The organism is Achromobacter deleyi, assembly GCF_016127315.1.
GTDB classification, from domain to species: domain Bacteria; phylum Pseudomonadota; class Gammaproteobacteria; order Burkholderiales; family Burkholderiaceae_B; genus Achromobacter; species Achromobacter insuavis_A.
On sequence record NZ_CP065997.1, the window covers coordinates 4,755,341 to 4,781,508 of the forward strand.

The 26,168-nt window shown below is 70.8% G+C and carries 24 protein-coding genes; 10 read left to right on the forward strand and 14 right to left on the reverse strand.

The window, feature by feature from the left end; translation table 11 throughout:
* Entirely contained in the window at positions 1-2,229 is a 2,229-nt protein-coding gene (locus tag I6I07_RS21595) for a TonB-dependent receptor (RefSeq protein WP_198483650.1), read from the reverse strand.
* Between the two features lie 127 nt (positions 2,230-2,356).
* Between I6I07_RS21595 and I6I07_RS21600 the strand changes: the two genes are divergently transcribed.
* The gene (locus tag I6I07_RS21600; RefSeq protein ID WP_198483651.1) at positions 2,357-2,959 is read left to right on the forward strand and encodes a TetR/AcrR family transcriptional regulator; all 603 of its coding nucleotides are present in this window, start codon (positions 2,357-2,359) and stop codon (positions 2,957-2,959) included.
* Positions 2,960-3,014: 55 nt separating this feature from the next.
* On the opposite strand, the gene I6I07_RS21605 is transcribed toward I6I07_RS21600, so the two are convergent.
* On the reverse strand, positions 3,015-4,550 hold the full coding sequence (locus I6I07_RS21605; RefSeq protein ID WP_198483652.1) for an MFS transporter: 1,536 nt from the start codon (positions 4,548-4,550) through the stop codon (positions 3,015-3,017).
* Between the two features lie 120 nt (positions 4,551-4,670).
* Between I6I07_RS21605 and I6I07_RS21610 the strand changes: the two genes are divergently transcribed.
* Positions 4,671-5,546 (forward strand): LysR family transcriptional regulator, encoded by an 876-nt coding sequence (locus tag I6I07_RS21610; protein WP_198483653.1) that lies wholly within the window; start codon positions 4,671-4,673, stop codon positions 5,544-5,546.
* 93 nt (positions 5,547-5,639) lie between these two features.
* Here I6I07_RS21610 and I6I07_RS21615 read toward each other — a convergent pair whose 3' ends face one another.
* The 4 genes from I6I07_RS21615 to I6I07_RS21630 all read right to left on the reverse strand — a co-directional run bounded on the left by I6I07_RS21615 (position 5,640) and on the right by I6I07_RS21630 (position 9,536).
* Complete coding sequence (locus tag I6I07_RS21615; RefSeq protein WP_198483654.1) at positions 5,640-6,086, reverse strand: universal stress protein; 447 nt, start codon at positions 6,084-6,086, stop codon at positions 5,640-5,642.
* 133 nt (positions 6,087-6,219) lie between these two features.
* A complete protein-coding gene (locus I6I07_RS21620; protein WP_006395454.1) occupies positions 6,220-6,906 on the reverse strand; it encodes a GntR family transcriptional regulator in 687 nt (228 codons plus the stop codon).
* 177 nt (positions 6,907-7,083) lie between these two features.
* On the reverse strand, positions 7,084-8,487 hold the full coding sequence (locus tag I6I07_RS21625; protein WP_006395453.1) for a dipeptidase: 1,404 nt from the start codon (positions 8,485-8,487) through the stop codon (positions 7,084-7,086).
* Between the two features lie 74 nt (positions 8,488-8,561).
* Positions 8,562-9,536 carry a tripartite tricarboxylate transporter substrate binding protein gene (locus I6I07_RS21630; protein WP_198483655.1) on the reverse strand — a complete coding sequence of 325 codons (975 nt, stop codon included), beginning with the start codon at positions 9,534-9,536 and terminating at the stop codon, positions 8,562-8,564.
* 133 nt (positions 9,537-9,669) lie between these two features.
* On the opposite strand from I6I07_RS21630, the gene I6I07_RS21635 reads away from it, so the two are divergent.
* Together I6I07_RS21635 and I6I07_RS21640 are read left to right on the forward strand one after the other, a co-directional pair.
* Entirely contained in the window at positions 9,670-10,569 is a 900-nt protein-coding gene (locus I6I07_RS21635) for a LysR family transcriptional regulator (protein ID WP_198483656.1), read from the forward strand.
* Between the two features lie 147 nt (positions 10,570-10,716).
* On the forward strand, positions 10,717-11,760 hold the full coding sequence (locus tag I6I07_RS21640) for a D-cysteine desulfhydrase family protein (RefSeq protein ID WP_198483657.1): 1,044 nt from the start codon (positions 10,717-10,719) through the stop codon (positions 11,758-11,760).
* Between the two features lie 57 nt (positions 11,761-11,817).
* On the opposite strand, the gene I6I07_RS21645 is transcribed toward I6I07_RS21640, so the two are convergent.
* Genes I6I07_RS21645 through I6I07_RS21670 form a run of 6 tightly spaced genes read right to left on the reverse strand, consistent with a single transcriptional unit; the run spans position 11,818 to position 20,484 of the window.
* A complete protein-coding gene (locus I6I07_RS21645; protein ID WP_061070961.1) occupies positions 11,818-12,804 on the reverse strand; it encodes a tripartite tricarboxylate transporter substrate binding protein in 987 nt (328 codons plus the stop codon).
* Positions 12,805-12,844: 40 nt separating this feature from the next.
* Entirely contained in the window at positions 12,845-14,788 is a 1,944-nt protein-coding gene (locus I6I07_RS21650; RefSeq protein ID WP_232625679.1) for an acyl-CoA synthetase, read from the reverse strand.
* A gap of 17 nt (positions 14,789-14,805) precedes the next feature.
* Positions 14,806-15,939: an acyl-CoA dehydrogenase family protein gene (locus I6I07_RS21655; protein WP_198483658.1), complete on the reverse strand. Its 1,134-nt coding sequence runs from the start codon at positions 15,937-15,939 to the stop codon at positions 14,806-14,808.
* A 9-nt stretch (positions 15,940-15,948) separates the two neighbouring features.
* Entirely contained in the window at positions 15,949-17,145 is a 1,197-nt protein-coding gene (locus I6I07_RS21660) for an acyl-CoA dehydrogenase family protein (RefSeq protein ID WP_061070964.1), read from the reverse strand.
* An 11-nt stretch (positions 17,146-17,156) separates the two neighbouring features.
* Positions 17,157-18,338, reverse strand: a complete 1,182-nt coding sequence (locus I6I07_RS21665; RefSeq protein WP_198483659.1) for an acetyl-CoA C-acyltransferase — start codon at positions 18,336-18,338, stop codon at positions 17,157-17,159.
* A 25-nt stretch (positions 18,339-18,363) separates the two neighbouring features.
* Positions 18,364-20,484: a 3-hydroxyacyl-CoA dehydrogenase NAD-binding domain-containing protein gene (locus I6I07_RS21670; RefSeq protein WP_198483660.1), complete on the reverse strand. Its 2,121-nt coding sequence runs from the start codon at positions 20,482-20,484 to the stop codon at positions 18,364-18,366.
* Positions 20,485-20,764: 280 nt separating this feature from the next.
* Between I6I07_RS21670 and I6I07_RS21675 the strand changes: the two genes are divergently transcribed.
* From I6I07_RS21675 to I6I07_RS21695, 5 genes are all read left to right on the forward strand, one after another.
* Positions 20,765-21,691, forward strand: a complete 927-nt coding sequence (locus I6I07_RS21675; protein ID WP_198483661.1) for a LysR family transcriptional regulator — start codon at positions 20,765-20,767, stop codon at positions 21,689-21,691.
* Positions 21,692-21,743: 52 nt separating this feature from the next.
* Positions 21,744-22,301, forward strand: coding sequence for an SMI1/KNR4 family protein (locus I6I07_RS21680; RefSeq protein WP_198483662.1), 558 nt, complete (start codon positions 21,744-21,746; stop codon positions 22,299-22,301).
* A 237-nt stretch (positions 22,302-22,538) separates the two neighbouring features.
* On the forward strand, positions 22,539-23,837 hold the full coding sequence (locus I6I07_RS21685) for a hypothetical protein (protein WP_116521664.1): 1,299 nt from the start codon (positions 22,539-22,541) through the stop codon (positions 23,835-23,837).
* Entirely contained in the window at positions 23,819-24,418 is a 600-nt protein-coding gene (locus I6I07_RS21690; RefSeq protein WP_198483663.1) for a hypothetical protein, read from the forward strand. The genes I6I07_RS21685 and I6I07_RS21690 overlap by 19 nt, the downstream gene beginning before the upstream one ends.
* A gap of 94 nt (positions 24,419-24,512) precedes the next feature.
* Entirely contained in the window at positions 24,513-25,244 is a 732-nt protein-coding gene (locus I6I07_RS21695) for a hypothetical protein (protein WP_198483664.1), read from the forward strand.
* A gap of 24 nt (positions 25,245-25,268) precedes the next feature.
* On the opposite strand, the gene I6I07_RS21700 is transcribed toward I6I07_RS21695, so the two are convergent.
* On the reverse strand, positions 25,269-25,724 hold the full coding sequence (locus I6I07_RS21700; protein ID WP_232625680.1) for a DUF2000 domain-containing protein: 456 nt from the start codon (positions 25,722-25,724) through the stop codon (positions 25,269-25,271).
* Between the two features lie 72 nt (positions 25,725-25,796).
* The gene (locus I6I07_RS31740) at positions 25,797-25,973 is read right to left on the reverse strand and encodes a hypothetical protein (RefSeq protein ID WP_232625681.1); all 177 of its coding nucleotides are present in this window, start codon (positions 25,971-25,973) and stop codon (positions 25,797-25,799) included.
* Here I6I07_RS31740 and I6I07_RS21705 point away from each other — a divergent pair.
* Positions 25,935-26,144 (forward strand): helix-turn-helix domain-containing protein, encoded by a 210-nt coding sequence (locus tag I6I07_RS21705; RefSeq protein WP_232626137.1) that lies wholly within the window; start codon positions 25,935-25,937, stop codon positions 26,142-26,144. The two genes, I6I07_RS31740 and I6I07_RS21705, sit on opposite strands and share 39 nt — an antisense overlap.
* The last annotated feature ends 24 nt before the right edge of the window (positions 26,145-26,168 follow it).

Genomic DNA, 26,168 nt, shown 5'->3' on the forward strand with positions numbered 1-26,168 from the left:
TCAGAACTTCCAGCTCATGCCGACGCCGGCCAGCCGCTCCTGGCCCAGCCGCACCGAACTGACCGTCGGTCCCCAGCTCTGGCCCGCCACCATGTATTGCTTGTCGAACAGGTTGTAGACGAAGCCGTAGATTTCCAGCGGTCCGTCGCGCCAGCCGGCGCGCAGGTTGACCACGTCGTAGGCGGGCAGGGTGAAGCTTTCCTTTACATCGGCCGCGCGCGCGCCGACGCGCTGCCAGACGACCTGGCCGGTGAGCTGGCCGGGCAGGCCCAGCGGCCGCGCCGGCGCCTCGACTTCCACGCCCAGATTGGCGGTCAGCCGCGGCACGTTGGGCACGCGGTTGCCCGACTGCGCGCCGGTGGCGCTGCCGGCGGGCACCGAGACCAGTTCGGCATGGGTATAGCCGGCCCCGCCGATCAGTTTGACGTTGGGATGCACGCGCGCCGCGAACTCCAGTTCGGCGCCCTTGCTGCGGTAATCGAGCGAGGCCGGCGTGAACAGCAGGGCTGACGGGTTGAACACGATCAGGTGGCCGCGCTTGACCTCGTTCAGGAACACCGAGCCGTTCAGGTCCAGGCGGCGGTCGAGCCATTGCGACTTGAAGCCCAGCTCGTAGGTCCAGCTGGTCGAGGCCTCGAAGGGCGTTTCCGGCTTGCCGGTCGGCGTGTTGACGGAGACGCCGGCAAAGCCACCCGAGACATAGCCGCGCGACACCGTGGCGTAGGTCATCAGCGTGTCGCTCCAGTCATACGACAGACCGGTGCGGCCGGTGACGAAATTGTCGGACAGCGTGTCGTGCTGGCTGAAGTTCGCCACCACCGCGGGGTTGCCGTTGCCGGCGTAGCGGTAGCGGGCGTCCTTGGACTCGTGCGTATAGCGCAGGCCGGCCAGCGCCTTCAGCCGGGGCGTCAGCGGCACGCTGGCCTCGCCGAACAGCGAGGCGCTGTCGGTCTTGATGCGGTTGGCCTGGGTGCCGTTCTGGGTCTGGAAGTTGAACGCCGCCGGTGAGGCCTTGGCCGTGGTGTCGTTGCGGAAGCTGGAATGGAAGTAGTTGGCGCCCACGGTCCAGCCCAGCGCGCTGGTTTCCGGCGAGCTCAGGCGAAATTCCTGCTGCCAGCTCTGCTCCTGGAAGCGGATGTCGGCGTAGTCGGCATAGGGCACGTTGTAGACCGACGCGGGCCGGCCGGTCATGGCCGAATAGACCAGGCCGTCGGTCAGGTCGAAGGCCTGGCGCGAGCGCGAATCCAGGTAGCTGGTCAGCGAGGTCAGGGTGAAGCTTTCGAACTCGTGCTCGACCTTGACGCTGCCGCTGCCGTCCTTCCAGTCGATCTTGTTCTCGGGGTCGGACGCGGTCTGAGGAAAGCGCGGGTTCTGCAGCCAGACGAAGCGCGGCGCCGCGGCCTTTTGCTGGTCGTACGAGCCGGTGACGGTCACCACGGTGTTGGCGCCCGGCGTCCACAGCACCGTGGCGCGCGCCGCGCCCACGTCGGCCCAGCCGTCTTTGCCGCCCGAAGCCAGGTTGGGGATGGAGCCGTCCACGGTGGTGTAGCGCAGCGCCAGGCGGGCGGCCACGGTGTCCGACAGGGCCTCGTTGGCGATCAGCTCGCCCAGGCGGTGGCCGTGCGAGCCGATCTCGCCGCGCACGGTGTATTCGCGGTCGAACACCGGCTGGTTGGCGATCACGTTGATGGCGCCGCCCTGGGTGTTGCGGCCGAACAGCGTGCCTTGCGGTCCGCGCAGCACCTCGACCCGGTTCACGTCCAGCAGCGTCGGCGGCGCCCCGTAGACCGAGCGCGGCACGTCGTTGGCGTACATCACCACCGAGGTGTCGTCCGGCGACAGCGGCGCGAACGAGCCCACGCCGCGGATCGTGAAGACGTTGGAGTTCTGGCCGCCGGTGTCGGTGAACGCCAGGTTGGGCGCCGAGCGCGCCAGTCCGGCGTTGCCGGCCTGCGGCGCGGCGTCGGCGCGTAGTTGTTCGCCGTTCAGCACGGTCATGCTGATGGGCACGTCCTGCGCGCTTTCTTCGCGCCGGCGCGCGGTGACGGTGACGGCCGGCAGCTCGGTGGCGCTGGCTTCGGGCGTGGTCGAGGCGGCGGCGGTCGGCGACGCGGCGTCGGCGGCGGGCGTTTGCGCCCGCGTTGAGAACGGGGCCAAGGCCAGCGACAGCGCCAGCAGCAGGGGGCGGGACAGGCGAGGGCGGCGCGGCAGCGCAGGGGACGGGGACACGACAAACTCCAGTGCGGTTAATGAGAATTTGTCGCAATTCTATTGACTAAACGTTTGGTCAGTCAATTGATCAATGCATTCCGGACCCGTAACATGGCTGATTCCATCCTCACAGAGACTCCCCCGCATGACAGAGCTGCGCTCGCAATACACGACGCCCGACGCCCGCGACGTGATCCTCGAATCGGCGCTGACGCTGTTCGCCCGCCTGGGTTTCGACGGCTCGACCATGCGGCTGATCGCGCAGGAAGCCAAGGTCTCGCCCGGGCTGATCCACCATCATTTCAAGGACAAGGAAAGCCTCTGGTCCAAGGTGGGGGAATGCATCACCGAGGACTTCCTGGCCGCGATCGAGCCGATCGCGCGCCAGCCCGTCACGGCGCGCACGGTGCCGGACATGGTGGGCAGCTATCTGCAGTATTGGAAGACGCACCCGGCCGCGCTGCGCTTTCAGCTGTGGCGCGTGCTGGGGGCGCAGGAAGCCGAGCGCCGGGCGCGCTCGGAACGCCTGAACCAGCTGTTCGTGCCGGTGTTCGCGCAGGCCCAGAAAGCCGGCTTCGTGCGCGCCGACATCCCGGCGGGGCAGGCCATGATCACCACCGGCGCGCTGATCCAGTACTGGCTGCACAGCCAGCTGGAAGTGGCCGACGCCATCGCGGCGGGCGGCGGCGCCATGCCGGACGAGGCGGCGTTCCTGGATTACGTGCTGAGCCTGGTGGCGCCCCACTAGGCGCCCCACTAGGCGCGCCGGCCGCGTTCGGCTCCGGGCGCGCCCGCTGCGTGGATCAGCGGGCGGAGGCCGCGGCGTTGCCGCGCAGCCGGTTCACCAGCACCAGCGCCGCGGTGCCCAGCAGCATCACGGTGGCGGTGGCGATGACCGCGGCATAGCCCGCGTCGAAGGCGCCGCGCGCCAGGTGCGCCAGCGAGTCGCCCAGTTCAGCCGACAGGCCCTGCGCCACCACCAGCGCTTCGTCCAGGCTGTCGCGCGCCGCGCCGGCGCCGGCCGCGGGCAGGCCCGCCGGCACGTCCAGCGTGTGCGCGTAGACGCCCGACAGGATCGAGCCCATCAGCGTCACGCCCAGCGCGCCACCCAGTTCGTACGACACTTCCTCGATCGACGCGGCCATGCCGGCGCGCTCGGGCGTGGCACTCTGCATGATGGTGCTGGACGCGGCCGTCATGGTGGCGCCGATGCCCACGCCCAGCACGCACAGGCTGGCGATCTGCGCGGCCAGCCCGCCGTCGTAGCTGAACAGGTAGCCGCCCATGCCCAGGCCGGACACCAGCAGCGAGGCGAACAGCAGGCGCGCGCTGCCCACTCTCGGCAGCAGCCAGCCGGCCAGCGGGCCGGCGATGAACGCGGCCAGCGGCAACGGCAGGATGTAGAGCGCGGCCTCGATCGGCGACATGCCCAGCACCAGTTGCAGGCGCTGGCTGAACACCAGTTCCATGCCCAGCAGCGCCGCCGCGGCGAACAGCGCCGAGGCCACCGCCGAACTGAAGCTGCGGTTGCGGAAGATGGCGAAGTCGATCAGCGGATAGGGCCGCGCGCGCTGGCGCCGGGCGAAGACGGCCAGCATCGCGATGCCGCCGGCGCACGCCAGCGCGGCGTCCAGCCACGACGGCTGGGCCCGGCCCAGTTCCTTGAGCGCATAGGCGGTGAGGATCAGGCCCACCATCACCTGCAATGAGCCGACCAGGTCCCAGGGGCGCTGGCGATCCGGCTTGCCGGCGGGGATGTAGCGGCGCGCCAGCGGCAGGGCGAGCAGCACGATCGGCAGGTTGATCAGGAACACCGAGCCCCACCAGAAATGCTCCAGCAGGATGCCGCCGATGACCGGACCGAGCGCCGCGCCGCCCGAGGCCACCGAAGCCCAGACGCCGATGGCGATGGCGCGCTCGCGCTCGTCGGCGAATGTCAGGCGCAGGATCGACAGCGTCGCCGGCATCATCATGGCCGCGCCCACCGCCAGCACCGCGCGCGCCGCGATCAGCGCCGCCGGATTGGGTGAATAGGCTGCCGCCAGCGAGGCCGCGCCGAACACGGCCAGGCCCATCATGAACAGGCGCTTGTGGCCCAGGCGGTCGCCCAGCGTGCCCATGCCCAGCAGCAGGCCGGACACCACCAGCGCATAGATGTTGACGATCCAGAGCTTGGACGAGGCGGTCACGCCCAGCTCGTGCGTGAGCCGCGGCAGGGCGGTGTACAGCACCGTCATGTCGACCACGATCAGCAATAGGGCGCTGGACACGATGGCCAGCACCAGCCAGCGGCCGGGGGCGGCCGCGGTGACAGCGTGAGAAGGATTGCGCTGCGTCATAGGTTTACTCCTGTAGCGCGCGGTATTTTCCATCTGGATATCAATAACAAAAAGTTTGAATCCATCTATAAAATGGATGAATCGGACGGCCACGCAACGGCCGCAAGCTTGGGAGCGACGATGCACTGGACCCTGGAACAACTGCGCCATTTCGTGGCGGCGGCGGACGCCGGTTCGTTTTCCGCGGCCGCCCGCCAGGTGGGCCGGGCGCAATCGGCCGTCAGCACCTCGCTCGGCCTGCTGGAGGCGGACCTGGGCGTGGAGTTGTTCGACCGCTCGCGCCGCAACGCCACGTTGACGCGCGCCGGCGAGGTGCTGCTGCTGGAAGCGCGCGAACTGCTGCGCCAGGCGGGCGGCCTGGAGCAGCGCGCGCTGTCGTTTGCCGCCGGGCAGGATGCGCGCCTGAGCGTGGCGCTGGACGAAGCCTTGCCCGACCGCGTGCTGGCCGTGCTGGTGCGGGAGGTCTCGACGCGCTTTCCGGCGCTGGAGCTGACCCAGCTCAACGGCACCGCCACCGAAGTGGCCGACTACGTGCAGCAGGGCCGCGCCAGCGTGGCGTTCCATTTCGACCGCGGCGACCCGGGCGCGGCCTTCGCCCATCGCTACCTGGGCGACGTCGGCCAGGGCATCTTCGTCGCGCGCGACCATCCGCTGGCGGCGATGCCCGAGGTCACGCGCAATGACCTGGCGCGCCATCGCCAGCTGGTGATGCAGATGGAAGGGGTGGAGGACGTGGTGATGAGCCCGTCGGCGTGGCGCTCGGACAGCTTCTACAGCATCGCGGCGATGGTGGCCGACGGATTGGGCTGGGCGATCTTGCCGCTGAACATCGCCGAGTACGAGGGCTATCGCAAGGATCTGGCCAGCGTGCCCTGCGCCGGCCTGTCACTGCCGCCGCTGCCGGTGCGCACGCTGTGGCTGCAGGGCCGCACGCCGAGCGCCACCGAGCGCTGGATCCAGGAACGCATGGAGCAGTTGCTGCATCCCGGCGCGTGAGCGTGCCGGTCGAGAGGGGCACCGGATCGGCCGCGCCTGCGTCGAGGGGGCGAGCCGATCGCGGCGGCCGGCCCGCAAGCGGGCCGGCGCGGGTCAGCGCGGCTTGCGGTACACCAGCACCGGCGTGGCGGAATGCGCCAGCACTTTCTGGGTCTGGCTGCCCAGCACCACCGCGGCCATGCCGCGGCGGCCGTGCGAGGCCATGGCGATCAGGTCGCAGCCGCGCTCGGCGGCGGCGTTGATGATGGCGCGATAGGGGTCTTCGTCGGTGGCGCGCAGCGTTTCGCACGGCACGCCGGCCTCGCGCGCCTGGGTGGCGGCCGCGCTCAGCAGCCGTTCGGCCTGGACGCGGATCTGGTCCTGGTATTCGGTCAGGCTGTGGGCCACCTGCGCGGCGCCCATGGCGAAGACGTGAAAGGGTTCCTCGACCGTGAGGATGGTGGTGCGCGCGCCCAGCGACTTGGCCAGATTGAGGCTTTCGACCAGGGCTTCCGAGGACAATTGCGAGCCGTCCGTGGGAATGAGAATGTGCTTGTACATGGTGTCTCCCGTGTTTGTGCAGCGGCCGCCGCGACAGGCGGCGGCTACGTAACACTGTATCGGGGGACGGCGCGGCGCCGTTTGCGCGGAATCAAACCTTGCGCGCAATCAAGCCGCCGGCGGGCGGCAGGCGTCAGCTCAACAGCGCGGTGACCAGGTCGCTGGCGGCTTGGCCGTCTTCGTCGAAGTCGAGCGCCGTCTGCACATGTTCCAGGTGCTCGTCCATCAGCGCGCAGGCGCGCGCGGTGTCGCCGGCGCGGGCGGCCTCGATGAAGGCGTGGTGTTCGCGCGACGAGCAGCTGGCGTCGTGCGAGCTCTGATACAGCACGGTGATGACGGCGCTGCGCGCCGACAGCTCGCGCAGCATGCCGGTCAGCACCGAGTTGCCGACGGTCTCGGCCAGCAGGATGTGGAAGTCGCCCAGCAGGCGGTTGCGCGTCTGCACGTCGCCGCTTTCCACGGCCGCGCGTTCCTCGGCCAGGTGAGCGTCGATGCGGCGGTAGTCGGCCGCCGTGGCGCGCGCCACGAACTCGCGCGCCAACGCCGCCTCGAGGATGCGGCGCACGGCGTAGACCTCGCGCGCCTCGTTGGCGTCGGGCTTGCTGACGAAGGCGCCCTTGTCCGGCACGATATTGATCAGCTTGTCCTTGGACAGCATCAGCAGGGCGGCGCGGATCTTGGTGCGGCTGACCTTGTAGACCCGTGCCAGGGCCTCCTCGCGCAGGCGGGTGCCGGGCGGCAGCCGGTGCGCCACGATGGCGGCGGCGATGGCCTTGGCGATATCGTCGGCGCTGGGATCGGAGGGTACTTCCTGGGTCATGGAACGCGGCCGCGGGGCCGGGTGGGGCTGTCGAGGCGGTCAGTCTATCAAAATCCGATACCGGCCTGGCAACATTTATTGCATACCAAAATTGTTGGCGGCCACCTGCCCGCGCGCCATTCGCGCCCTCCGCAAAGCCGCCTCGCGGGGCCCGGGTGGCGCCCGGGCCCGCCGCGGTCAGGCGCGGAACGCCGCCGGCTGATAGCGGCCCAGGGCATCGAGCAGGCGGGTCCAGGCCCGCACGCCCTCGCGGATCGAACCGAGGCGGAAGAACTCGTTGGGCGCGTGCACGTCCTCGTCGGGCAGGTTGAAGCCGAACATCAGCGTGTCGATGCCCAGGGTTTCCTTGAATACCGACGTGATCGGCACGGTGGCGCCCAGCCGCACGTGGATCGGATCGCGGCCGTCCTCGGCCCGCAGCACCGTCTGCGCCGCGCGCACCAGCGGATGGTCCGGCGCCAGCGTCGAGGCCGGCGAGCCGTCGTGCATGGACACGACGTCCAGCGCGCATCCGGCCGGGCAGTGCGCCCGCAGGTGCGCCAGGACCGCCCGGATCACGCGCGCCGGGTCCTGGCCCTCGACCACGCGCACGGTCAGCTTGGCCGACGCTTCGCAGGCGATGATGGTCTTGGTGCCGGCGCCGGTATAGCCGCCCCACATGCCATTGACATCCAGGGCCGGACGCAGCGTGATGCGTTCGCGCGGGCTGTAGCCCGGCTCGCCGTGGCTGGCCGCGCCCACGTCGCTGAAAAACGCCGCTTCGTCATAGGGAAACGCGGCGGTGTCCTGGCGCTGGCGCGGCGTGGGCGGCGTGGCGTCGTCGTCGAAGCCGGCCACCGCGACGCGGCCATCCGGCGTGTGCAGCGTGGCCAGCAGCGCGGCCATGTCGTGCAGCGCGTTGCGCACGCCGCCGCCGTAGCGGCCGGAATGCAGATCCTTGGCGGCGGTGCGCAGCCGCACCTCGAGCGCCGCGTTGCCGCGCGCGCCGGTGTTGATGGTGGGCACCTGGGCGCTGGCGCGGCCGCCGTCCGCCGACAGCACCGCGTCGGCCGCCAGCAAGGGGCCGTGGCGCTCGATCAGCGTTCGCAGGGTGGGGCTGCCGGTTTCTTCCTCGCCCTCGATGAACACCTTGATATTGACCGGGCAATCGCGCACGGTGTTGAGGAAGGCGAACACGACTTCAAGCGCCACCGTGGTCGAGCCCTTGACGTCGGAGGCGCCGCGCGCGTACAGGCGGCCGTCGATCTCGGCCGGCTCGAAGGGCGGCGTGCGCCATAGCGCCAACGGGTCGGCCGGCTGCACGTCGTAATGGCCATAGATCAGCAGCGTGGGCCTGCCGGGCGCGCCCAGCCACTCGCCGTAGACGGCAGGCTCGCCGCCGCCTTCCAGCAGCTGCACCTGCCGCAGGCCTTCCTGGCGCAGGCGCTGGCACAGGAATTCGCGGGCGTGCGCCATGTGATCGGCATAGGCGGGGTCGGCGCTGACGCTGGGAATGCGCAGGAAGGCCTTGAGCCAATCCTCGATCAGCGGCTGGCGGGCGTCCAGGTGCGTCAGCACGGACTGGATGGCGGTGTCGGACATGCAAACTCCATCAATCGGGAAGAAAGGGGGCAGGCGGGAGGGGGCGAGCGGCCGCGCCTGGCGAGGCGGGCGGGTCAGTCGGCCTTGAAGCCGCTGACGCGCACCAGTTCGGTCAGGCGCGCGGTCTGGTCGGCGTAGAAGGCCTCGCTTTCGGCCAGTGTCTGCGGCGGGAACAGGATCTTGCCCTGGGCCAGCAGCGTCTTGCGCGCGGCGGGGTCGGCCAGCGCGGCGGTGACCGCGTCGTGCAGCTTCTGCGCGACCGCGTCGGAGGTGCCTTGCTTGACCATGTAGGCGGTCCAGATGGTGTAGTTGAAGTCCTTCAGGCCGGCGCTTTCCTGCACGCTGGGCACGTCGGGCAGCATCGGCAGGCGCTCGCGGTTGAGGGTGCCGATGATGCGGATGCGGCCTTCGCGCCGCAGGTCCGCGTAGTTGGCCTGATAGGGCACGATGGCGAAGTCGATCTGGCCGCCGGCGATGTCGGTGAGCAGCGGCGAGGCGCCGCGATAGGGAATGTGCGTCAGCGAGACGCCGGTGCGCTGCGACAGGGCGGCGGTGATCAGGTGGATCATCGAGCCGGCGCCGCCCGAGCCGTAGGTCAACGGGACCTTGCTTTGCCGCGCCAGGGCCAGCAACTCGTCGACGTTGGCCGCGCCGAGGTCGGCGCGGGTCATCACGACGTAGGGCGAGGTGGCCACCGGCGCGATCATGCGGAACGCCTGCGGCGCGTAGCTGACGGACGCATTGGTCAGCCCGGCCAGGATCAGTTCGTTGGGCGAGCCCTGGAACAGGTAGTAGCCGTCGGTCCGCGCGCCCAGCACGCGGTTGGCGCCGAGCACGCCGTTGGCCCCGCCCAGGTTCTCGACGATGACCTGTCCGCCCAGCGCCTGGGTCATCGGCCCCTGCAGCGCGCGGGCGGTGATGTCGCTGGCGCCGCCCGCCGGGTACGGCACCATCAGCGATACCGGGCGGACGGGGTAGTCGGCGGCGGCGGCGGGGCCGGCGCCCAGCAGGACAAGCAGGGCGGCGACGGCGGGCAGCAGTTTTTTCATGAGGTTCCCTTGTGATGTGGTGATGTTTTCCGGAATGCTAGAAGTGCCGGTTTCATATGTCCAATCGATTGATTGGCTTATTACAATGCGTTTTGTGCATGATTAATCGAGGCGCGCGGCGCCGGGAGTCCGCATGAATCTGTCGCAACTGGCGCATCTGGTGGCCTTGCTGGAAACCGGCTCGTTCACCCGGGCCGCCGAATCGCTGCATCTGTCGCAGCCGGCCTTCAGTCGCAGCATCCAGCTGCTGGAGACCGAGCTGGGCGCGCCCCTGGTGGACCGCATCGGCAAGCGCAACGAAGCCACGCCGCTGGGCCGCCAGGTGGCGCGGCGGGCGCGGCGGGTGCTGGCCGAGGTGCAGGAGATCCGGCGCGAGGCCGAACTGCTGGCGCAGGGCGAGGCCGGCGCGGTGGCGCTGGGCCTGGGGGCCGCGCCCAGCGCCCTGTTCAGCGTGCCGTTGATGCGCCACATGATGGCGGCCTACCCGCGCCTGCGCGTGCGGCTGTCGCGCGGGCCGACCGACGCGCTGCTCGCGAGCCTGCGCGAACGCGCGCTGGACGCGCTGGTGGTGCACGTGCGCACGCTGGACAACGATGCCGATCTGGAGGTGGCGGCCATGCCGAGCCTGGCGTCGGGATTCGTCTGCCGACCGGACCATCCGTTGCTCGCGGGGCCGGCGCCGTCGCTGCCGCAGGTGCTGGCGTATCCGGTGATGTCCACCGGGCTGTCGCCGGAGATCCGGCGGCGCGTCGCGGCCGCGCGGCCGGACGGCTTCGAACTGCACATGGAAAGCGAGGACATCGCCGGCCTGCTCGACATTGCCGCGCGCTCCGACGCGGTCTACCTCGGGGTGCTGGCGTCGGCCGCGGGGCCGGTGGCCGAGGGCTGGTTGGCGCAGGTGCCGCCGCCGCCGGATTTCGACATCGCGGGGCATTTCGCCTTCGTCACGTTGCGCGGACGCAGCGAGAGCCCGGCCACCCGCATCGCGCGCGAGTTCTGTTTCGAGCAGATGCGGCAGGCGGCGCGGGGCTAGGCAGGCACGGGATTCATGCCGCTTTCCGCACAATCGGCATGCCAGTCCTGATCAATCGGGCGCCTGTCTTGGCGTATCCTGCTGCGGTCAGCGTTTTCCACCGGCGGCTGGCGCCGTCGGTCCCCGCCCATTTTTCTGGAATTTCCCATGCCCACTGGCCTCTCGTCCGCGTTGCAGCGCTTTCCCCGTTACGCCTTGCTCGACGGCCCCACGCCGATCCAGCGCCTGGCCGGGCTGGAGGCGGCCCTGGGCGCCGCGGCCAACGGCGTGCGCCTCTATGTGAAGCGCGACGACCACATGTCGCTGGGCGGCGGCGGCAACAAGCTGCGCAAGCTGGAGTTCCTGCTGGGCGAGGCGCGCGAACAGGGCGCGGACACGGTGGTGACGGTCGGCGGCCTGCAATCGAACCACGCGCGCCTGACCGCGGCGGCCGCGGCCCGGGCCGGCATGGCCTGCGAGCTGGTGCTGGGCCGGGTGGTGCCGCGCGACGACGTCGACTACGAGGAAAACGGCAACATGCTGCTGAACCGCCTGCTGGGCGCGACGGTGCACGCGTTGCCCGCGGGCGCCGACGCCATGGCGGCGGCGCTGGAACGGGTGCGCGCGCTGGAGCTGGCGGGGCGCCGCGTCTACCTGGCGCCGCTGGGCGGTTCGACGCCCGTCGGCGCCTTGGGCTACGCCGCCTGCGCGCTGGAGATCCTGGCGCAGTCGCGTGAACTGGGCGTGGATTTCACCCGCATCGTGGTGGCCAACGGCAGCGCCGGCACCCATGCCGGGCTGGCGGCGGGCGTGGTCGCGGCGGGCCTGCCCGCCACCCGCGTGCAGTCGTTCACCACGCTGGCCGACGCCGAAGTGGCGAAGGCGAAGACGGTCGACCTGACCGCCGCCACGCTGGCGCTGCTGGCGCAGGGCCAGGCGGCCGGCTTCGCGGCGCCCGCGCCCAACGACATCCTGGTCGATGGCAGCCAGCGCGGCCTGGCCTACGGCGTGCCGACGCCGGCCATGCTGGAGGCGGTCGGCCTGCTGGCGCGCAGCGAAGGGCTGTTGCTCGATCCGGTGTATTCGGGCAAGGCCTTCGCCGGCCTGCTGGCCGACCTGCGCGCCGGCCGCCATGCGCCGGGCAGCGACGTGCTGTTCGTGATGACGGGCGGCGCGCCCGGCCTGTACGCCTACAAGCCCGCGCTCCAATGAAAGACGGGCCGGCCGCCGCGAGGCGTCCGGCCCGTCCTGGACAATGCGAAGGGGGTGTCAGTCCTTGGCCATCAGTCCCAGGTATTCGATCAGGCTCTTTTCCTTGACGTAGGTGGCCTGGGCCCAGGCCTTGTAGTCGGCGCTGTCGCGATAGGCCGGCTCCTGGTTCAGCTGCTTCATGATCTCGATGCTGGCCGGATCGAACAGCGCCTTCTTGAAGGCGTCGTGCAGCGTCTTGACCACCGCCGGATCCATGCCCTTGGGGCCGGCCAGGCCATAGGGCGAGGTCGACACGACCTTGTAGCCCAGCTCCTGCGCCGTGGGCACGTCGGGCCAGCGCGTGGTGCGCTTGTCGCCGAACGTCACCAGCAGCCGCATCTTGCCCGAGTCCACGAACTGGTCCCAGCCGGTGGCGTCGCTCTGCGCCATCACGTGGCCGCCCAGCAGCGCCTGCTGCATGTCGGCGTTGCCCTTGTACGGCACATGGTTCAGCTTGACCTTGGCGTTGATGGCCACTTCCTCGATCAGCAGGTGCGGCGACGAGCCCACGCCGGTCGAGCCGTAGTCGACGCTGCCGGGGTTCTTGCGGGCGGCCTCGATGTATTCGTTGAAGGTCTTGTAGGGCGAGTCGGCGCGCACCGTGAAGCCGAAGGTATAGCCCGACAGTCCCAGGATGAAGGTGAAGTCGTTGATCGGATCCCACGAGGTCTTCTGCATGTAGGGCATGCGCAGCATCGCCAGCGTGTACAGCGCGACGGTGTAGCCGTCGGGCTTGGCGGTGCGCGACATGGTGGCCGGGCCGAGCGTGCCGCCGACGCCGGGGCGATTCTCGACGACCACCGGCTGTCCCAGGTACTTGGAGGCGTCCTGCGCCACGATGCGCATGTGGCGGTCGGTGGAACCGCCGGCCGGGAACGGCACGATCAGGGTGATGGGGCGGTTGGGAAAGGCGCTTTGCGCCGATGCGGCGGGCGCCAGGGCGGCGCCGGCCAGCGCCAGCAGCAGGGCGCCGACGCAGGCGCGGCGCAGGGGTTGATGGGCCATGGGGGCTTGTCTCCAGTGTGGTTTTTTTATGGGGCGCCGGTCAGTCGCGCAGGGCGACCTTGACCGGCAGGCGGTGCAATGCCTCGCGCAACTGCTCCTTCAGCGGCGCGGGGAGGGCGGCGTCGGCTTGCACGGCGACGTCGGGTTGCGCGTCGGGATCCACGCGCAGCAAGGGGCTGTCCGGCGGCAGGCCGGCCTGTTCCAGCAGGCGCGCCACCAGCGCCTGCACCGAGACCGCGGTGGCCAGGCGGCGCAGGTCGGGCTTGTAGATCTTGCCGACGTTGGTCATGGGCATCGTCTCGAGCACGATCACGCGCTTGGGCCGGGCGGGGGCTTCGTCCACGTGCGCGGCGGCGTAGGCCACCAGGTCGGCCTCGGACACCTCGGCGTCCTCGGCCAGCGTGACGAAGGCGATCGGCAGTTCGCCGGCGTAGGGGTCGGGCGCGCCGACGGCGGCGCAGATGCGCACCGCGGGGTGCGAGGCCAGCGCATCCTCGATGGTCTTGGGATCGATGTTGTGGCCGCCGCGGATGATCAGGTCCTTGGCGCGGCCCTGCAGGTGCAGGCGGCCCTCGGTGTCCAGGAAGCCGACGTCGCCGCTGATGAGCCAGCCGTCCTCGGTGAAGGCGCGGGCGGTGTCCTCGGGGTCGAGAAAGCCCGGGATCACGTTGGGCGACTTGAACAGCAGCATGCCGGCCTGCCCGGGCGGCAGGTCGCGCGCCGGCTGGCCGGCGGGCGCGTCCAGGCCGACCACGCGCACCTGCACGTAGGGCAGCGGAAAACCCACGCAATTGACCGGAAAGTCCGAGCCGGGCGGCGTGATCGAGGTGATGCCGGCCATCTCCGTCATGCCCAGGCTTTCGTTCACGTGCAGGCCGAACAGGCGCTCGAAGCGCGCCGCCAGTTCCGCCGGCAGCGGCGCGGCGCCGGTGCGGCAGTAGCGCAGGGTGGAGATGTCGGCGCCGTCCAGCGGAATCTCGGCCAGCGCCGCAAGGATGGTGGGCACGCCCTGCAGCGAAGTGGCGCGATGGCGTTCGACCAGCCGCCAGTAGTTGCGCAGCACCTCGCGGTTGCGCAGCAGCAGCGTGGTCGGGATCACGGTCTGCACGCCGGCCGACAGCGCCGCCAGCGAGGCCGGCAGCACGCCGGCCACGTGGAACAGCGGGTAGCCGTTGATGACCACGTCGCCCGGCCCCGCGCCCTGCAGCTGTACGGCCGCCCAGGCGGTGAAGACCTGGTTGGCGTGAGTGTGGATGGCCAGCTTGGGCGCGCCGGTGGTGCCGCCGGTATGGAAGTAGGCGGCGATGTCGTCGGCGCGGATCACGCGTTCATTCAGCAGCCGGTCCAGCGGCTGGGCGGCGCGCGCGCTGTTGAAGTCGAGCGCGAAGTCCGGCAACGCCGGGCGTTGCGATGGCGTCTCGTCGTGCGGCGCGACGCGCAGCAGCGTGCGCAGCGACGGCACCCGCTCGCGCAGCCGCAGGGCCTTGGACCAGGATTCACATTCAGTGTCCGAGCCGTAGGCGATCAGCACCTTGGCGCCGGCGGTGGCCAGCAGCGAGGCCAGCTTGTCCTCGGTCAGCAGCGGATTGAGCGGCTGCACGATGCCGGCGGCCTCGCCGCCCCACAGCGCCAGGTGGTATTCGAGGCAGCCGGGCAGCAGCACCCCGACCGCATCCGTCGGGCCGACGCCCAGGCTGTGCAGCAGGTTGGCGGTCTGGTGGATGCCGGCCAGCAGTTCGTTGTAGCTCCAGCTGATGGCCGGCTCGTCGGGATCGGCGCTGCGCAGGAACGTCAGCGCCAGGCGGTCGCCGAAGGCGGCAGCCGCGTTGCGGAAGATATCGTAGGTGCTTTGCACCGTCAGCGTCTCGGCCAGCGGCCGGGCGGCCAGGCGCTGGACGTCGGCGGCGGTGCGGACCGGGAAAGGCGCCGAGAAAGGCCGGCCGAGGGGCGGGGCGATGGGTGGGTCCATACGGGCCTGCGTCATGATGTGCTCCTTGCCGCTCAGGCCCGCCCCAGCGCGATGTAGCGCCGCAGGTGGTGATCCTCGTCGCCCAACTGATGGTCGATCATGACGAGCCGCTTGGCGTAGTGCGCCAGCGGCAGTTCCCAGGTCATGCCGATGCCGCCGTGCAGCTGGATGCTCTCTTCGGCCACCAGCGTGCCGATGCGGCCGATGGTGTACTTGGCGGCCGACAGCGCGCGTTCGCGCGTGGCGCGGTCGGGGTGGTCGAGCGCGGCGGCGGCGTTGATGACCGCCGAGCGCGCCTGCTCGATCTCCAGCAGCACGTCGGCCATGCGGTGCTGCAGCGCCTGGAAACTGCCGATCGGCACGCCGAACTGGCGCCGGGTGCGCAGGTATTCCAGCGTCGCGTCGCGGGCGCAGTCCATCGCGCCCACGGCCTCGGCGCACAGCGCCAGGATGCCGCGGCCAGTGGCATGTTCCAGCAGCGCGAGGCCGGCGCCAGCTTCGCCCAGCAGGCTGTCGGCGCCCAGCGCCACGTTCTCGAACGTCAGCTCCGCGGCGCGGCCGCCGTCGATCAGTTCGTAGCCGCGCGCCGCCACGCCCGGGGTGCCGGCGCTGACCAGGAACAGGCTGATGCCGGCCTCGTCGTCCTCGGCGCCGCCGGTGCGGGCCGACACCAGCAGCAGGTCGGCGTGTTCGCCGGCCGCCACCACCGCCTTGGCGCCGTTCAGCACCCAGCCGTCGCCGCTGCGTTCGGCGCGGGTGCGCACCGCGTTCAGCGCGTAGCCGCCGTCGGGCTCGGCCGCGGCCAGCGCGGCGGTGATGCCGCCCGCGATCAGGCCGTCGAGCGCCTCGCGTTGCGCCGGGTTGCCGGCGCGGGCGATGGCGCTGCCGACCATCAGCGCGTCCAGGAACGGTTCCAGCACCAGGCCGCGGCCCAGCGCCTCGAACACCACGCTGATGTCGAAGCCCGCGCCGCCCAGGCCGCCGTGTTCCTCGGCGAACAGCGCGCCGATGGCGCCCAGTTCGGCGTAGCGGCGCCAGAATTCGGGGTTGTAGCCCTGCGCCATCTTGGCGTGGCGTTCGCGCGTGGCGAAGTCGTATTGTTCGGCGACAAAGCGGCGCAGCATGTCGGCAAGCATGCGCCGGTCTTCGGTGTGTTCAAAGTTCATGGCCGGCCTTTACAGTCCCAGGATCATCTTGGAGATGATGTTCTTCTGGATTTCGTTGGAGCCGCCGAAGATCGACAGCTTGCGGTTGTTGAAGTACTGCGCCGCGGCGCTGTCGGCGCCCTCGGGGCCGATGGGCGCGGCGTCGTGGCCGTCGTGCAGCGCCTCGGCCACGAACGGGCGGGCGTAGGGGCCCATGGCGCGGCGGTTCAGCGCGGTGATCTCCTGGCGGATCTGGGTGCCGCGGATCTTCAGCATCGAGCTTTCGGCGCCCGGCGCGCCGCCGCCGGCCACCGCCGCGACCACGCGCAGGTTGGTGGTGCGCATGTTGGCCAGCTCGATTTCCACCCGCGCCAGGCGCGCCGCGAAGTCGGGGTCGTCGGCCAACGGGCGGCCGTTCTTCTTCTGGCTGGCGGCCACTGTCTTCAGGCGTTCCAGCGCCGCGGTCGACTGGCCGACGCCGGCGATGTTGGTGCGCTCATAAGTCAGCAGGTACTTGGCGCAGGTCCAGCCGCGGTTTTCCTCGCCCACCAGGTTCTCGACCGGCACGCGCACGTCCGAGAAGAACACTTCGTTGACTTCATGCTCGCCGTCCAGCGTGATGATGGGGCGCACCTGCACGCCCGGGCTGGCCATGTCGATCAGCAGGAAGCTGATGCCTTCCTGGCGCCGGCCCTCGTTCGAGGTGCGCACCAGGCAGAAGATCATGTTGGCGTACTGGCCCAGCGTGGTCCAGGTCTTCTGGCCGTTGACGATGTAGTGGTCGCCGTCGCGCACCGCGGTGGTCTTGACCGAGGCCAGGTCCGAGCCCGCGCCGGGTTCCGAATAGCCCTGGCACCACCAGTCCGAGCCATCCAGGATGCGCGGCAGCCAGTGGCGCTTCTGCGCCTCGTTGCCGTACTTGATCAGTACCGGGCCCAGCATGCTCAGGCCGAACGGCACGATGCGCGGGGCGCCGGCCAGCGCGCATTCGTTGTCGAAAATGTACTTCTGCGTCGTGCTCCAGCCGGTGCCGCCGTATTCCACCGGCCAGTGGCTGGCGAGCCAGCCGTGGCGGTTGAGGATGGCGTGCCACTCGACCATGTCGGCGCGCGCCAGCAGCTTGCCCTGCGTGACCTTGGCCGACAGCCGCGCCGGCAGGTGGGCGGCCAGGAAGGCGCGGACCTCGTCGCGGAAGGCGTTTTCTTCGGGGGTGAATTCCAGATCCATCGGGCGATTCCTCAGTAGATTTCAAACAGGCCGGCCGCGCCCATGCCGCCACCCACGCACATGGTGACGACCGCGTAGCGGGCGCCGCGGCGGCGGCCTTCCAGCAGCACGTGGCCGGCCAGGCGGGCGCCGGTGACGCCGAACGGGTGGCCCAGCGCGATCGAGCCGCCGTTCACGTTCAGCCGCTCCATCGGGATGCCCAGGCGTTCCTGGCAATACAGGGCCTGCGAGGCGAAGGCCTCGTTCAGTTCCCACAGGTCGATGTCGTCGACCTTCAGGCCGTGCCGCGCCAGCAGCTTGGGCACGGCGTAGACCGGGCCGATACCCATTTCGTCGGGCTCGCAGCCGGCGATCGCCAGGCCGCGGAAGACGCCCAGCGGGCGGATGCCGGCGCGCTGTGCCTCGGCGGCTTCCATCAGCACGCAGGCGGCCGCGCCGTCGGACAGCTGCGAGGCGTTGCCCGCCGTGACGAACTGGTCCGGGCCGCGCACCGGCGCCAGCTTGGCCAGCGCCTCGTAGGTCGTGCCGGGCCGGTTGCAGGTGTCCTGGTCGACCGTGACCTCGCGTTCCGACACGGCGCCGGTGGCGCGGTCGGTGACGGCCATGGTGGTGGTGACGGCGATGATCTCCTCGCGGTAGCGGCCGGCGGCCTGGGCGGCCTCGGTGCGCGCCTGGCTCTGCGCGGCGAAGCGGTCCTGCGCCTCGCGGCTGATGCCATAGCGCGCGGCGACGATGTCGGCGGTCTCGATCATCGGCAGGTACAGCGCGGGCTTGTTGGCGATGATCCACGGGTCCATGCCGCTGACGCCGTCGTCACGCGTGCGGATCTGCGAGACCAGCTCGACGCCGCCGGCGAGCATGGCGGGCGCGCCGTCCATGACGATGCGCGCCGCGGCCGAGGCGATGGCCTGCAGGCCCGAGGCGCAATAGCGGTTGACGGTGGCGCCGCCGACGCTGACCGGCAGGCCGGCGCGGATCACCGCCTGGCGGCCGATGTTGCGGCCGGTGGCGCCCTCGGGGTAGCCGCAGCCGATGAAGGCGTCCTCGATCAGGGCGGGGTCGATGCCGCTGCGTTCGACCGCGGCGCTTACCGCGTGGGCCGCCAGGGTCGGCCCGGCGATCAGGTTGAATTCGCCGCGCTGCGCCTTGGTGATGGGCGTGCGGGCGGTGGAGACGATGACGGCTTCGCGCATATCGGTTTCCGTTGGATGAGTGGGGTCAGGCGGCCTGGTTCAGGCTGGCGAAGTCGCGGCCGGATTCGGCCAGTTCGACCAGTAGCGGCGATGGCTTCCAGAACGCGGGGTCTTCCTTGGCGTAGGCGCGGATGTCGGCCAGCACGTTGGCCAGCCCGACGCGGTCGGCGTAGTGCATCGGCCCGCCGCGATGGCGCGGAAAGCCGTAGCCCGACAGGAACACCATGTCGATGTCCGACGGCCGCAGCGCGATGCCCTCGCGCAGCACGTTGGCCGCCTCGTTGATCATGGCCGCGAGGTAGCGGCGCTGGATGTCCTCGGCGCCGAAGGCGCGCGGCGCGACGCCGGCGCGCTGGCGTTCGGCAGCGATGATGGCCAGCACTTCCGGATCGGGCGTGCCGTGGCGCGCGCCGTCGGGATACAGGTAGAAGCCGCGGCCGGTCTTCTGGCCGAACCAGCCGCGCTCGCACAGGCGGTCCGGGATCTGCACGTAGCGCAGCGCCGGGTCGCGGGTGGCGGCGCGGCGCTTGCGCGTGGCCCAGCCGATGTCGCCGCCGGCCAGGTCCACCATCTGGTACGGACCCATGGGGTAGCCGAAGTCGCGCACCGCCGCGTCGATGTCGTAGGGCGAGGCGCCATCCTCCATCATCATGTCGGCCGCCTGGCGGTGCACCGCCAGGATGCGGTTGCCGATGAAGCCGTCGCAGACGCCGGCGCGCACCGCGATCTTGCGCAGGCGGCGCGCCAGCTCGAAGCCGGTGGCCACGGTGTTGGCCGCCGTGTCGCGGCCGACCACCACTTCCAGCAGCTTCATGATGTTGGCGGGCGAGAAGAAGTGCAGCCCGAGCACGCGGCCCGGGTCGCGCGTGGCCTGGGCGATGCGGTCCACGTCCAGGTACGAGGTGTTGGTGGCCAGCACCGCGTCGGGCCGGACCACGCGGTCCAGTTGCGCGAACACGGCCTGCTTGACGTCCATGTCCTCGAACACCGCCTCGATGACCAGGTCGGCATCGGCCAGCGCCGCGTAGTCGGTGGCGCCGGTCAGGCGCGCCAGGCGGGCGGCGCGCTCGTCGGCGCTCATGCGGCCCTTGCCCGCCAGCAGGTCGTAGACGTGCTCGACCCGTTGGCGGCCGCGCGCCAGCGCGGCGTCGTCCTGCTCGACCATGACCACCGGCAGACCGGCGTCCAGCAGCGCCACGGCGATGCCGGCGCCCATGGTGCCGCCGCCGATCACGCCGACGCGCTCGAGCCGGCGCGGCCTGGCCTGCTTCAGCTCGGGGATCTTGGCGGTTTCGCGTTCGGCGAAGAAGGCGTGGATCAGGCCGGCGCGCTGCGGGCTGTCCAGGCATTGCAGGAACAGCGCGCGTTCGGTGCGCAGGCCCTCGTCGAAAGGCAATTCGACGGCAGCGCGCACCGCCTCGAGGATCTTCGCCGGCGAGAACAGGCCGCGCGTGGTGGCCGCGATACGTTGGCCGGCGGCGTCGATCGCGGCCAGGGCGGCGGCCTTGTCCGTCAGCGCCTGGCCGTCGCGGCTGCGGCGCGGCGCGGCGTTGCGCGCCAGCAGGCGGCGCGTGTAGTCCAGGCCGGCGATCAGCGGGTCGGCGCCAGCCGCCAGTTCATCGGCCAGGCCGGCGGCGACGGCGGCCTGCGCCGTCATCGGCTTGCCCGACAGCATGAGGTCCAGCGCCGCCGCGGCGCCGATCAGGCGCGGCGCGCGCTGCGTGCCGCCGGCGCCGGGCAGCAGGCCCAGCGTCACTTCGGGCAGGCCCAGCTTGGCGCCGGGCAGGGCCACGCGGTAGTGCGCGGCCAGCGCCACTTCCAACCCGCCGCCCAGCGCCGCGCCGTGCAGCGCGGCCACCACCGGCTTGGCGCTGGCCTCGATCCGGTTGCAGACGTCGGGCAGGGCGGGCGGACGCGGCGGCTTGCCGAATTCGCGGATGTCGGCGCCGGCGATGAAGTTGTTGCCGGCGCCGGTCAGCAGCACGGCCCGCACCTGCGGATCGGCCTGGGCCTGGTCGATGGCCTGGAGCAGGCCGGCGCGCACTTCGGCGCTCAGGGCATTGACGGGGGGATGGTCGATGGTGACGACGAGAACGTCGGCGTCGCGGCGCGTGTGGACCGCGCCGGCGGGGCTGCTGGCTGCCATGGGACAGTGTCTCCGGTAGGGTCGCCGCCCGCGCCGGCCAGGTCGGGATGGCGCGGCGAGGCGGAGAGGCCTCTGTGCCGGCGGGTCCCGGGGCGAACGCGGCGCTGTCGCGGCGCCTGGCGGGCCAGGAACGGCCCGTCTTGTATCCGTCTATTCTTTACCAGCAAAGAAGTCTTGACAATGGCATCCATAATTGACAATGACGATAAGATAATTTGACAATGCCACCGGACCGCCGGGATGCAATGAACAACGCCAGCGCGGGTCCGGGAGATTCGACATGGATACGAAAGCGCTGACCCTGCTGGTGGAGATCGTGGACGCGGGCAACCTGAGCGAAGCGGCGCGCCGGCTGAAGATGACGCGCGCCAACGTCAGCTACCACCTGACCCAGCTCGAGCGCGCCGTCGGCATGCAGCTGCTGCGGCGCACCACGCGCCACGTCGAGCCCACCGAAATCGGACTCAAGCTGTACCAGCACGGCCGCAGCATCCAGGACGAGCTGGCGGCGGCGCGCGAGGCCGTCGAAACGCTGGGCAAGACGCCGCAGGGCAAGGTGCGCCTGAGCGTGCCGAGCGGCTATGGCCAGTTCGTGATGATGCCGTGGCTGATCGAGTTCAAGCAGGCCTATCCCGACATCGTGCTGGACGTGCTGTTCGAGAACAGCGTCGACGACCTGCTGCGCGACGAGGTCGACATCGCCGTGCGCATCATGTCCGAGCCGCCGCACAACCTGGTGGCGCGCGAACTGGGCCAGGTGCGCTACGTGGCCTGTGCCTCGCGCGATTTCGCGCGCGCCCGCGGCCTGCCGGACACGCCGGCGGAGCTGGCGCGCCTGCCCACCATCAGCGCCGCCGTCATCGGCCGGCCGCTGCGGCTGTCGGCCTACTACGGCGGCCAGCCGCGCCAGCACGTGGTGCTGGAGCCCACCGTCATTTCACGCAACTACGCCTTCCTGCGCGAGGCGGCGCTGGCCGGGCTGGGCATCGGCGTGGTGCCCGATTACGTGGTGCATGACGACATCGCGCGCGGCGACCTGCTGCCCGCCTTGCCGCAATGGCGGCTGAGCATCTTCGGCCGCGCCATGTACATGCTGTACATGCCCAACCGCCATCATCCGCGCGCCATTTCCATGATGATCGAGTTCATCCAGCAGCGCGCGCAGGCCGCGCACGAAGGGCGGCCGGGGCTGCTGGGCGCGGCATAGGGCCGGCAGCGCCCGCCGGCTATCATCGGCGTCCCTGCCTCTGGATGCCGTCATGTCGATTGCCGATTGGAGTTTTCTCGCGCCCGCCCGGCGCCTGGCCTGGGATTTCACCCAGGCGCGGGCCTTGACCGGCCTGGCGCTGCCGCCGAGCTATCGAAGCTTCAGCGAACAGGTCGGGCCGGGTTCGGTGGGCGGCCTGTTCTATGTCTGTCCGCCGCTAGCCGTGCCGCCCGGTGGGGCGGCGCTGGCCGGGCACCACGCGCACTGGCGGGCAAACCTGGCCGAGATGCGCGCCCATTGGCGGGAAGAGGGCGTCGAGATCGGCGAGGACGAGGCCTTGGAGCAGGATCCCGCCTTCCCGCCCGTGGAGCTCGATCGCCTGTTCTTCTTCGGCGGTGGCCACAACGGCGAACTGCTGTGCTGGGACACCGCGCGGCCGCTGCCGTCCGGCGAGTTCCCCATTCATGTGATCGGCATGCGTTATGCGCGGATACGGCGCGTCGCGGACGACCTGGAGGACTTTTTCCTGGCCATGATGCGGGCGGACGCCATCCAGCGCGCGCTCGGCCCCGGCTACGCGCCGATCCGGGCCACCTTCGAACCGTGGTGATATCCGCCCGGCGCCCAGCCGCTGGCGACGATGCGCGCCGGGCGCCACGGGCGCGGCATGCCCTGCGCGAGAAGTTTGACAAAAAGAAACATAATGATAAAAATGCCGACCATTCCCGCCCGCCGTCCTGGCGGGAAGCTTTGGCCGAGGAACGGGCAGCGTTGACCGCCGCCTGACCGCCGCGCCGGGCTTGGGCGTTGTTCCGATCCATTGCGGGCCTTTTCTTGCGGAGCAAGTATGGCTTTCGTGTTCATGCGCCGGCGTCGGGCCGGCCTGCGGCGGCAAGGCGCCGTCTTGCGGTGGGGCATGTTGGGGCTGGTGGCGGGATTGTTGGCGGGATGCGCGGGAGGCGAGCCGCGCATCGGTGATGCCTACACCGTGCATACCCCGATCTACGCGGACAACCGCATCTTCTATCTCAAGCCCGGTGACGACGAGCGCGCGCGCGTGCTGGAGCAGGCCGGCGCGCCGGCGTCTTCGGATGCGGAACGGCAACTGGCGGTGCCGGCCAACGCGCCGCTCTCGATCATGATGCGGTCGGTCGAGATCCCGGCGCTGAAGGACGCGGCCGGCGTCAAGACCGCCGGCATCGACGGCCCGGCGGACTACGCGGTGATCCTCGACATCGCCGCCAAGGACGACGGCAGCAATCAGTCCATCGTGGTCTGGTACCAGCGCGGCGTGCAGCCCGATCAATCCCTGAACTTCTCCAATCTGCTGGTGTACTACGTGCAGCGCTGGGACGAGCGCGTGGCGCCGTCGTTCCGGTTGCGCGTGATGGACGTCACCACCGAGCGCAACGCCGAGACTCTGCGCGCGCTGCAACGGGCGCAGGGCGTGGCCAACGGCGCGGCGAGCCTGGCCAACAATCCGCTGGTCTCGCCGCTGGTGGGGGTGGCCTTCACCGCCGCCGAGCTGGTGCTGGCGAACCAGCGCAACCGCATGGTGCTGGACTACAGCGTGCAGCTGTATTCGCAGTCGGCGGTGAGCCAGTCGGCCGGCTCCAACCTGGGCCTGCTCAAGCAGGGCACCTATGTGGTGGTGGGGCGCCCGGTGGCCGGCACGCGCGGCTTCTGGGAAAAGGCGCTGACCTACAACACCCGCACCAACCAGGTGATGGATGGCGCCGCGCCGCTGAACGTGCCGACCGCGCTGGTGTCGGTGGGCACGTTCGAGAGCATCGTGCCCAAGTCGGTGCTGGAAAAGTCGGTGGCGCTCACGGCGCTGCTGAGCAAGGTGGGCGCCAGCGCCTCGGTCGAGCAGGTCAGCGACGCGCAGGGCCGGCTGCAGGCCGCGCTGACCGCCTACACCCTGGGCGAGCGGCTGGCGCGCTATCGCGACCAGAAGACGCTGGAAGAGATCTCGACCAAGCTGGCCGACGATGATTTCTCCAAATCCCTCGGCAGCGAGGAAGCGTTCCTGTTGCTGCGCGGCCTGAATGCCTGCTATCGCTTGAAAAAGCCCCTGGCGGACCTGGAAGAATTCCGCACCTATCACGACAAGCCGGAGGGCCAGGCATGCGCCGCCCGATCCTAGCGCCACGCGTCAACGAAGGCGGCGGCTTCCTGCGGTGGCTGCCCCGGCTGCTGTTGCCGGCCCTGGCCGCGGTGCTGTTCGGCGGCTGTGCTTCGACCGCCGGGCAGGCCCGGGTCGCGGCGGTCGCGCCGGCGAGCGCCGTGGATCCGGGGCTGGCAACCGTTCCCGCGTCATGGTCAACCGGCGTGGCGCCAACCGCGGCGCCGATGCCGCGGCTGTTCTCGCATCGGCTGCTGGTGCCGCCGCTGCAATTGGTGCAGATCGCGTTCTCCGCCGAGACCCCGACCGTGCTGGCGGCCATGCAGCGGTTCGCCACCGCCGCGCCGTCCGCGCTGGAGGCGCGCGGCCTGTTGCGCGCCCGCACCCTGATCGAAGCGGACACGGGCTGGCTGACGCTGGTCGCCCGCGCGCAAGGCGTGGACTGGGTGTTCGGCCTGCAGTTCAGCGCCGACGGCGGCGGCCTGTTGACGTTGCGGTTGCGCACCGCGGGCGCCGGCAATATCGACAATCCGCGCCCGCAGGAAATGGACGCGCACATCGCCACCCTGGCGGCGCTGGCGCCGGGCCTGCTGGCCGATTGAATGCGGCGCGGCGGGCGCGCGTCTCTGGTATAAGGCCTGGAGTCGCCATCGGCCGCGGGGCCGATGGTCCTGACCTGACCGAGAGAGGTACACCTTGCCGCATCCGCTCACCGCGCGCCGCCTGCTGGCGTTGACGGCCCGCCAGTTCACGGCGCAGGTTCCCGGCATGGTCGCCGCCGCGCCGTGGGCCTGCGTGGCGTTCGCGTTGTCGTTGCCGGGCGCGCTTCTGCTGAACCAGGCGGGCGGTCCGCGCGAAACCTGGTTCCTGCTGGCGGCGGTGGTCAATCTGCTGGCCCTGGCGCGTGTGGCGCTGGCGTGGCAGCGCCAACTGGCGGGCGTGCCGCGCCTGGCGCCCAGCCTGGATGGCGCCCAGGCCCGGGTGCTGGCCCTGGTGTTCGCGGCGATCGTCGCGATCGCCGCCCTGAAGTCGATCAGCGGCAGCCTGACGCTCTCCCTGTATTTCCAGATGCCGAACACGCCCAGCACGGTGTTCCTGGCCATCGCATTGCTGTTGCTGATGATCCTGTGGCTGCCCATGACGCACCTGCTGGGATCCTGGTCCCTGGCCCTGCCGCAGGCCGCCCTGACGGATGGCTATGGCTGGCGGCGGTCGCGCCAGGCGCTGCGCGGCTCGGTCTGGCCGTTCGCCGTCGTGCTGCTGTTGCTGACGGGCCTGACCGAGGTGACCGGCGCCGCGTTGCGCCAGGCGCTGCTGTTGTGGCGCTCCGACGCCATCATCACGGCGGCGGGCGGCCTGTTGCTGACGCTGGCGCTGCTGCTGTTCCTGTCGATCCTGTGCGCCACCGCGTACCGCGAACGCGCCTGAGCGGTTGCGCCGGCGCGCGGGCGTTCAACGCAGCATCGGCAGGCTGCCGGTCAGCGCGTTGATCCAGCGCTTGGCGCCGGCCAGGCCGACGCCGAGCAGGGGCTGGTCGCGGTGCGAGGTCTCGCGGTGCCGCGCCCAATAGTGGGCGGCCTCATGGATCTCGCGGGCATAGGCCGGGAACACGGCCAGCCGCGCGCCGTCGGGCGGCGCGGGCGCCAGCCGTTCGCGCAGTTGCGCCATGCGCACCGCATCGGCCGAGAGCACGATGATGGGCAGGTGCGAGATGGCCGACGAGGCCATGCCATCGGGGTCGCGCAGCGGCGCGCCGGCCCAGCCTGGCAAGGCGGCCGCGAGGCCCGCGGCCAGGCAGGCCGAGACGTTGGCGGCCTGGCCCACGCCGAGCGTTGCCGCCAGCACGATCACGATTTTCTCCGGCACGGCGGGCGCGGACAGGACGACAGGGGCGGTGGGGACGGACATGCGCGGTTCCTCGGCAAAAGCCGCCATCGTCGGCGCCGGCGGCCGTCCTGTCTTGAACGCCAGTGAACGGGGTCAGGCCGCCGCCAGCCGCGTCAACGCCGCCGCGGCGCCGGTCACGAGCACCTGCTGCGCCAGCCGGCCGATGGCGACGGGCTGGCGGCCTGGGCGGCGCGCCTGGCGCTCTCCGAACGCACGCTGGCGCGGCTGTTCCTGCGCGACACCGGGCTGGGCTTCACCGCCTGGCGCCACCGCGTGCGCCTGATGGTGGCGTTGAGCCGGCTGGCGCAGGGCGCGCCGGTGGGCGTGGTGGCCCACGAAACCGGCTACGCCACGGCCAGCGCCTTCGCCGCGATGTTCAAGCGCCTGACCGGCGGCTTGCCGAGCCGTTACCTGGCGGCATCCGCGCCGGCCGCGCGCTAGAGGCCCGTGCCGGGCCGCTGTGGG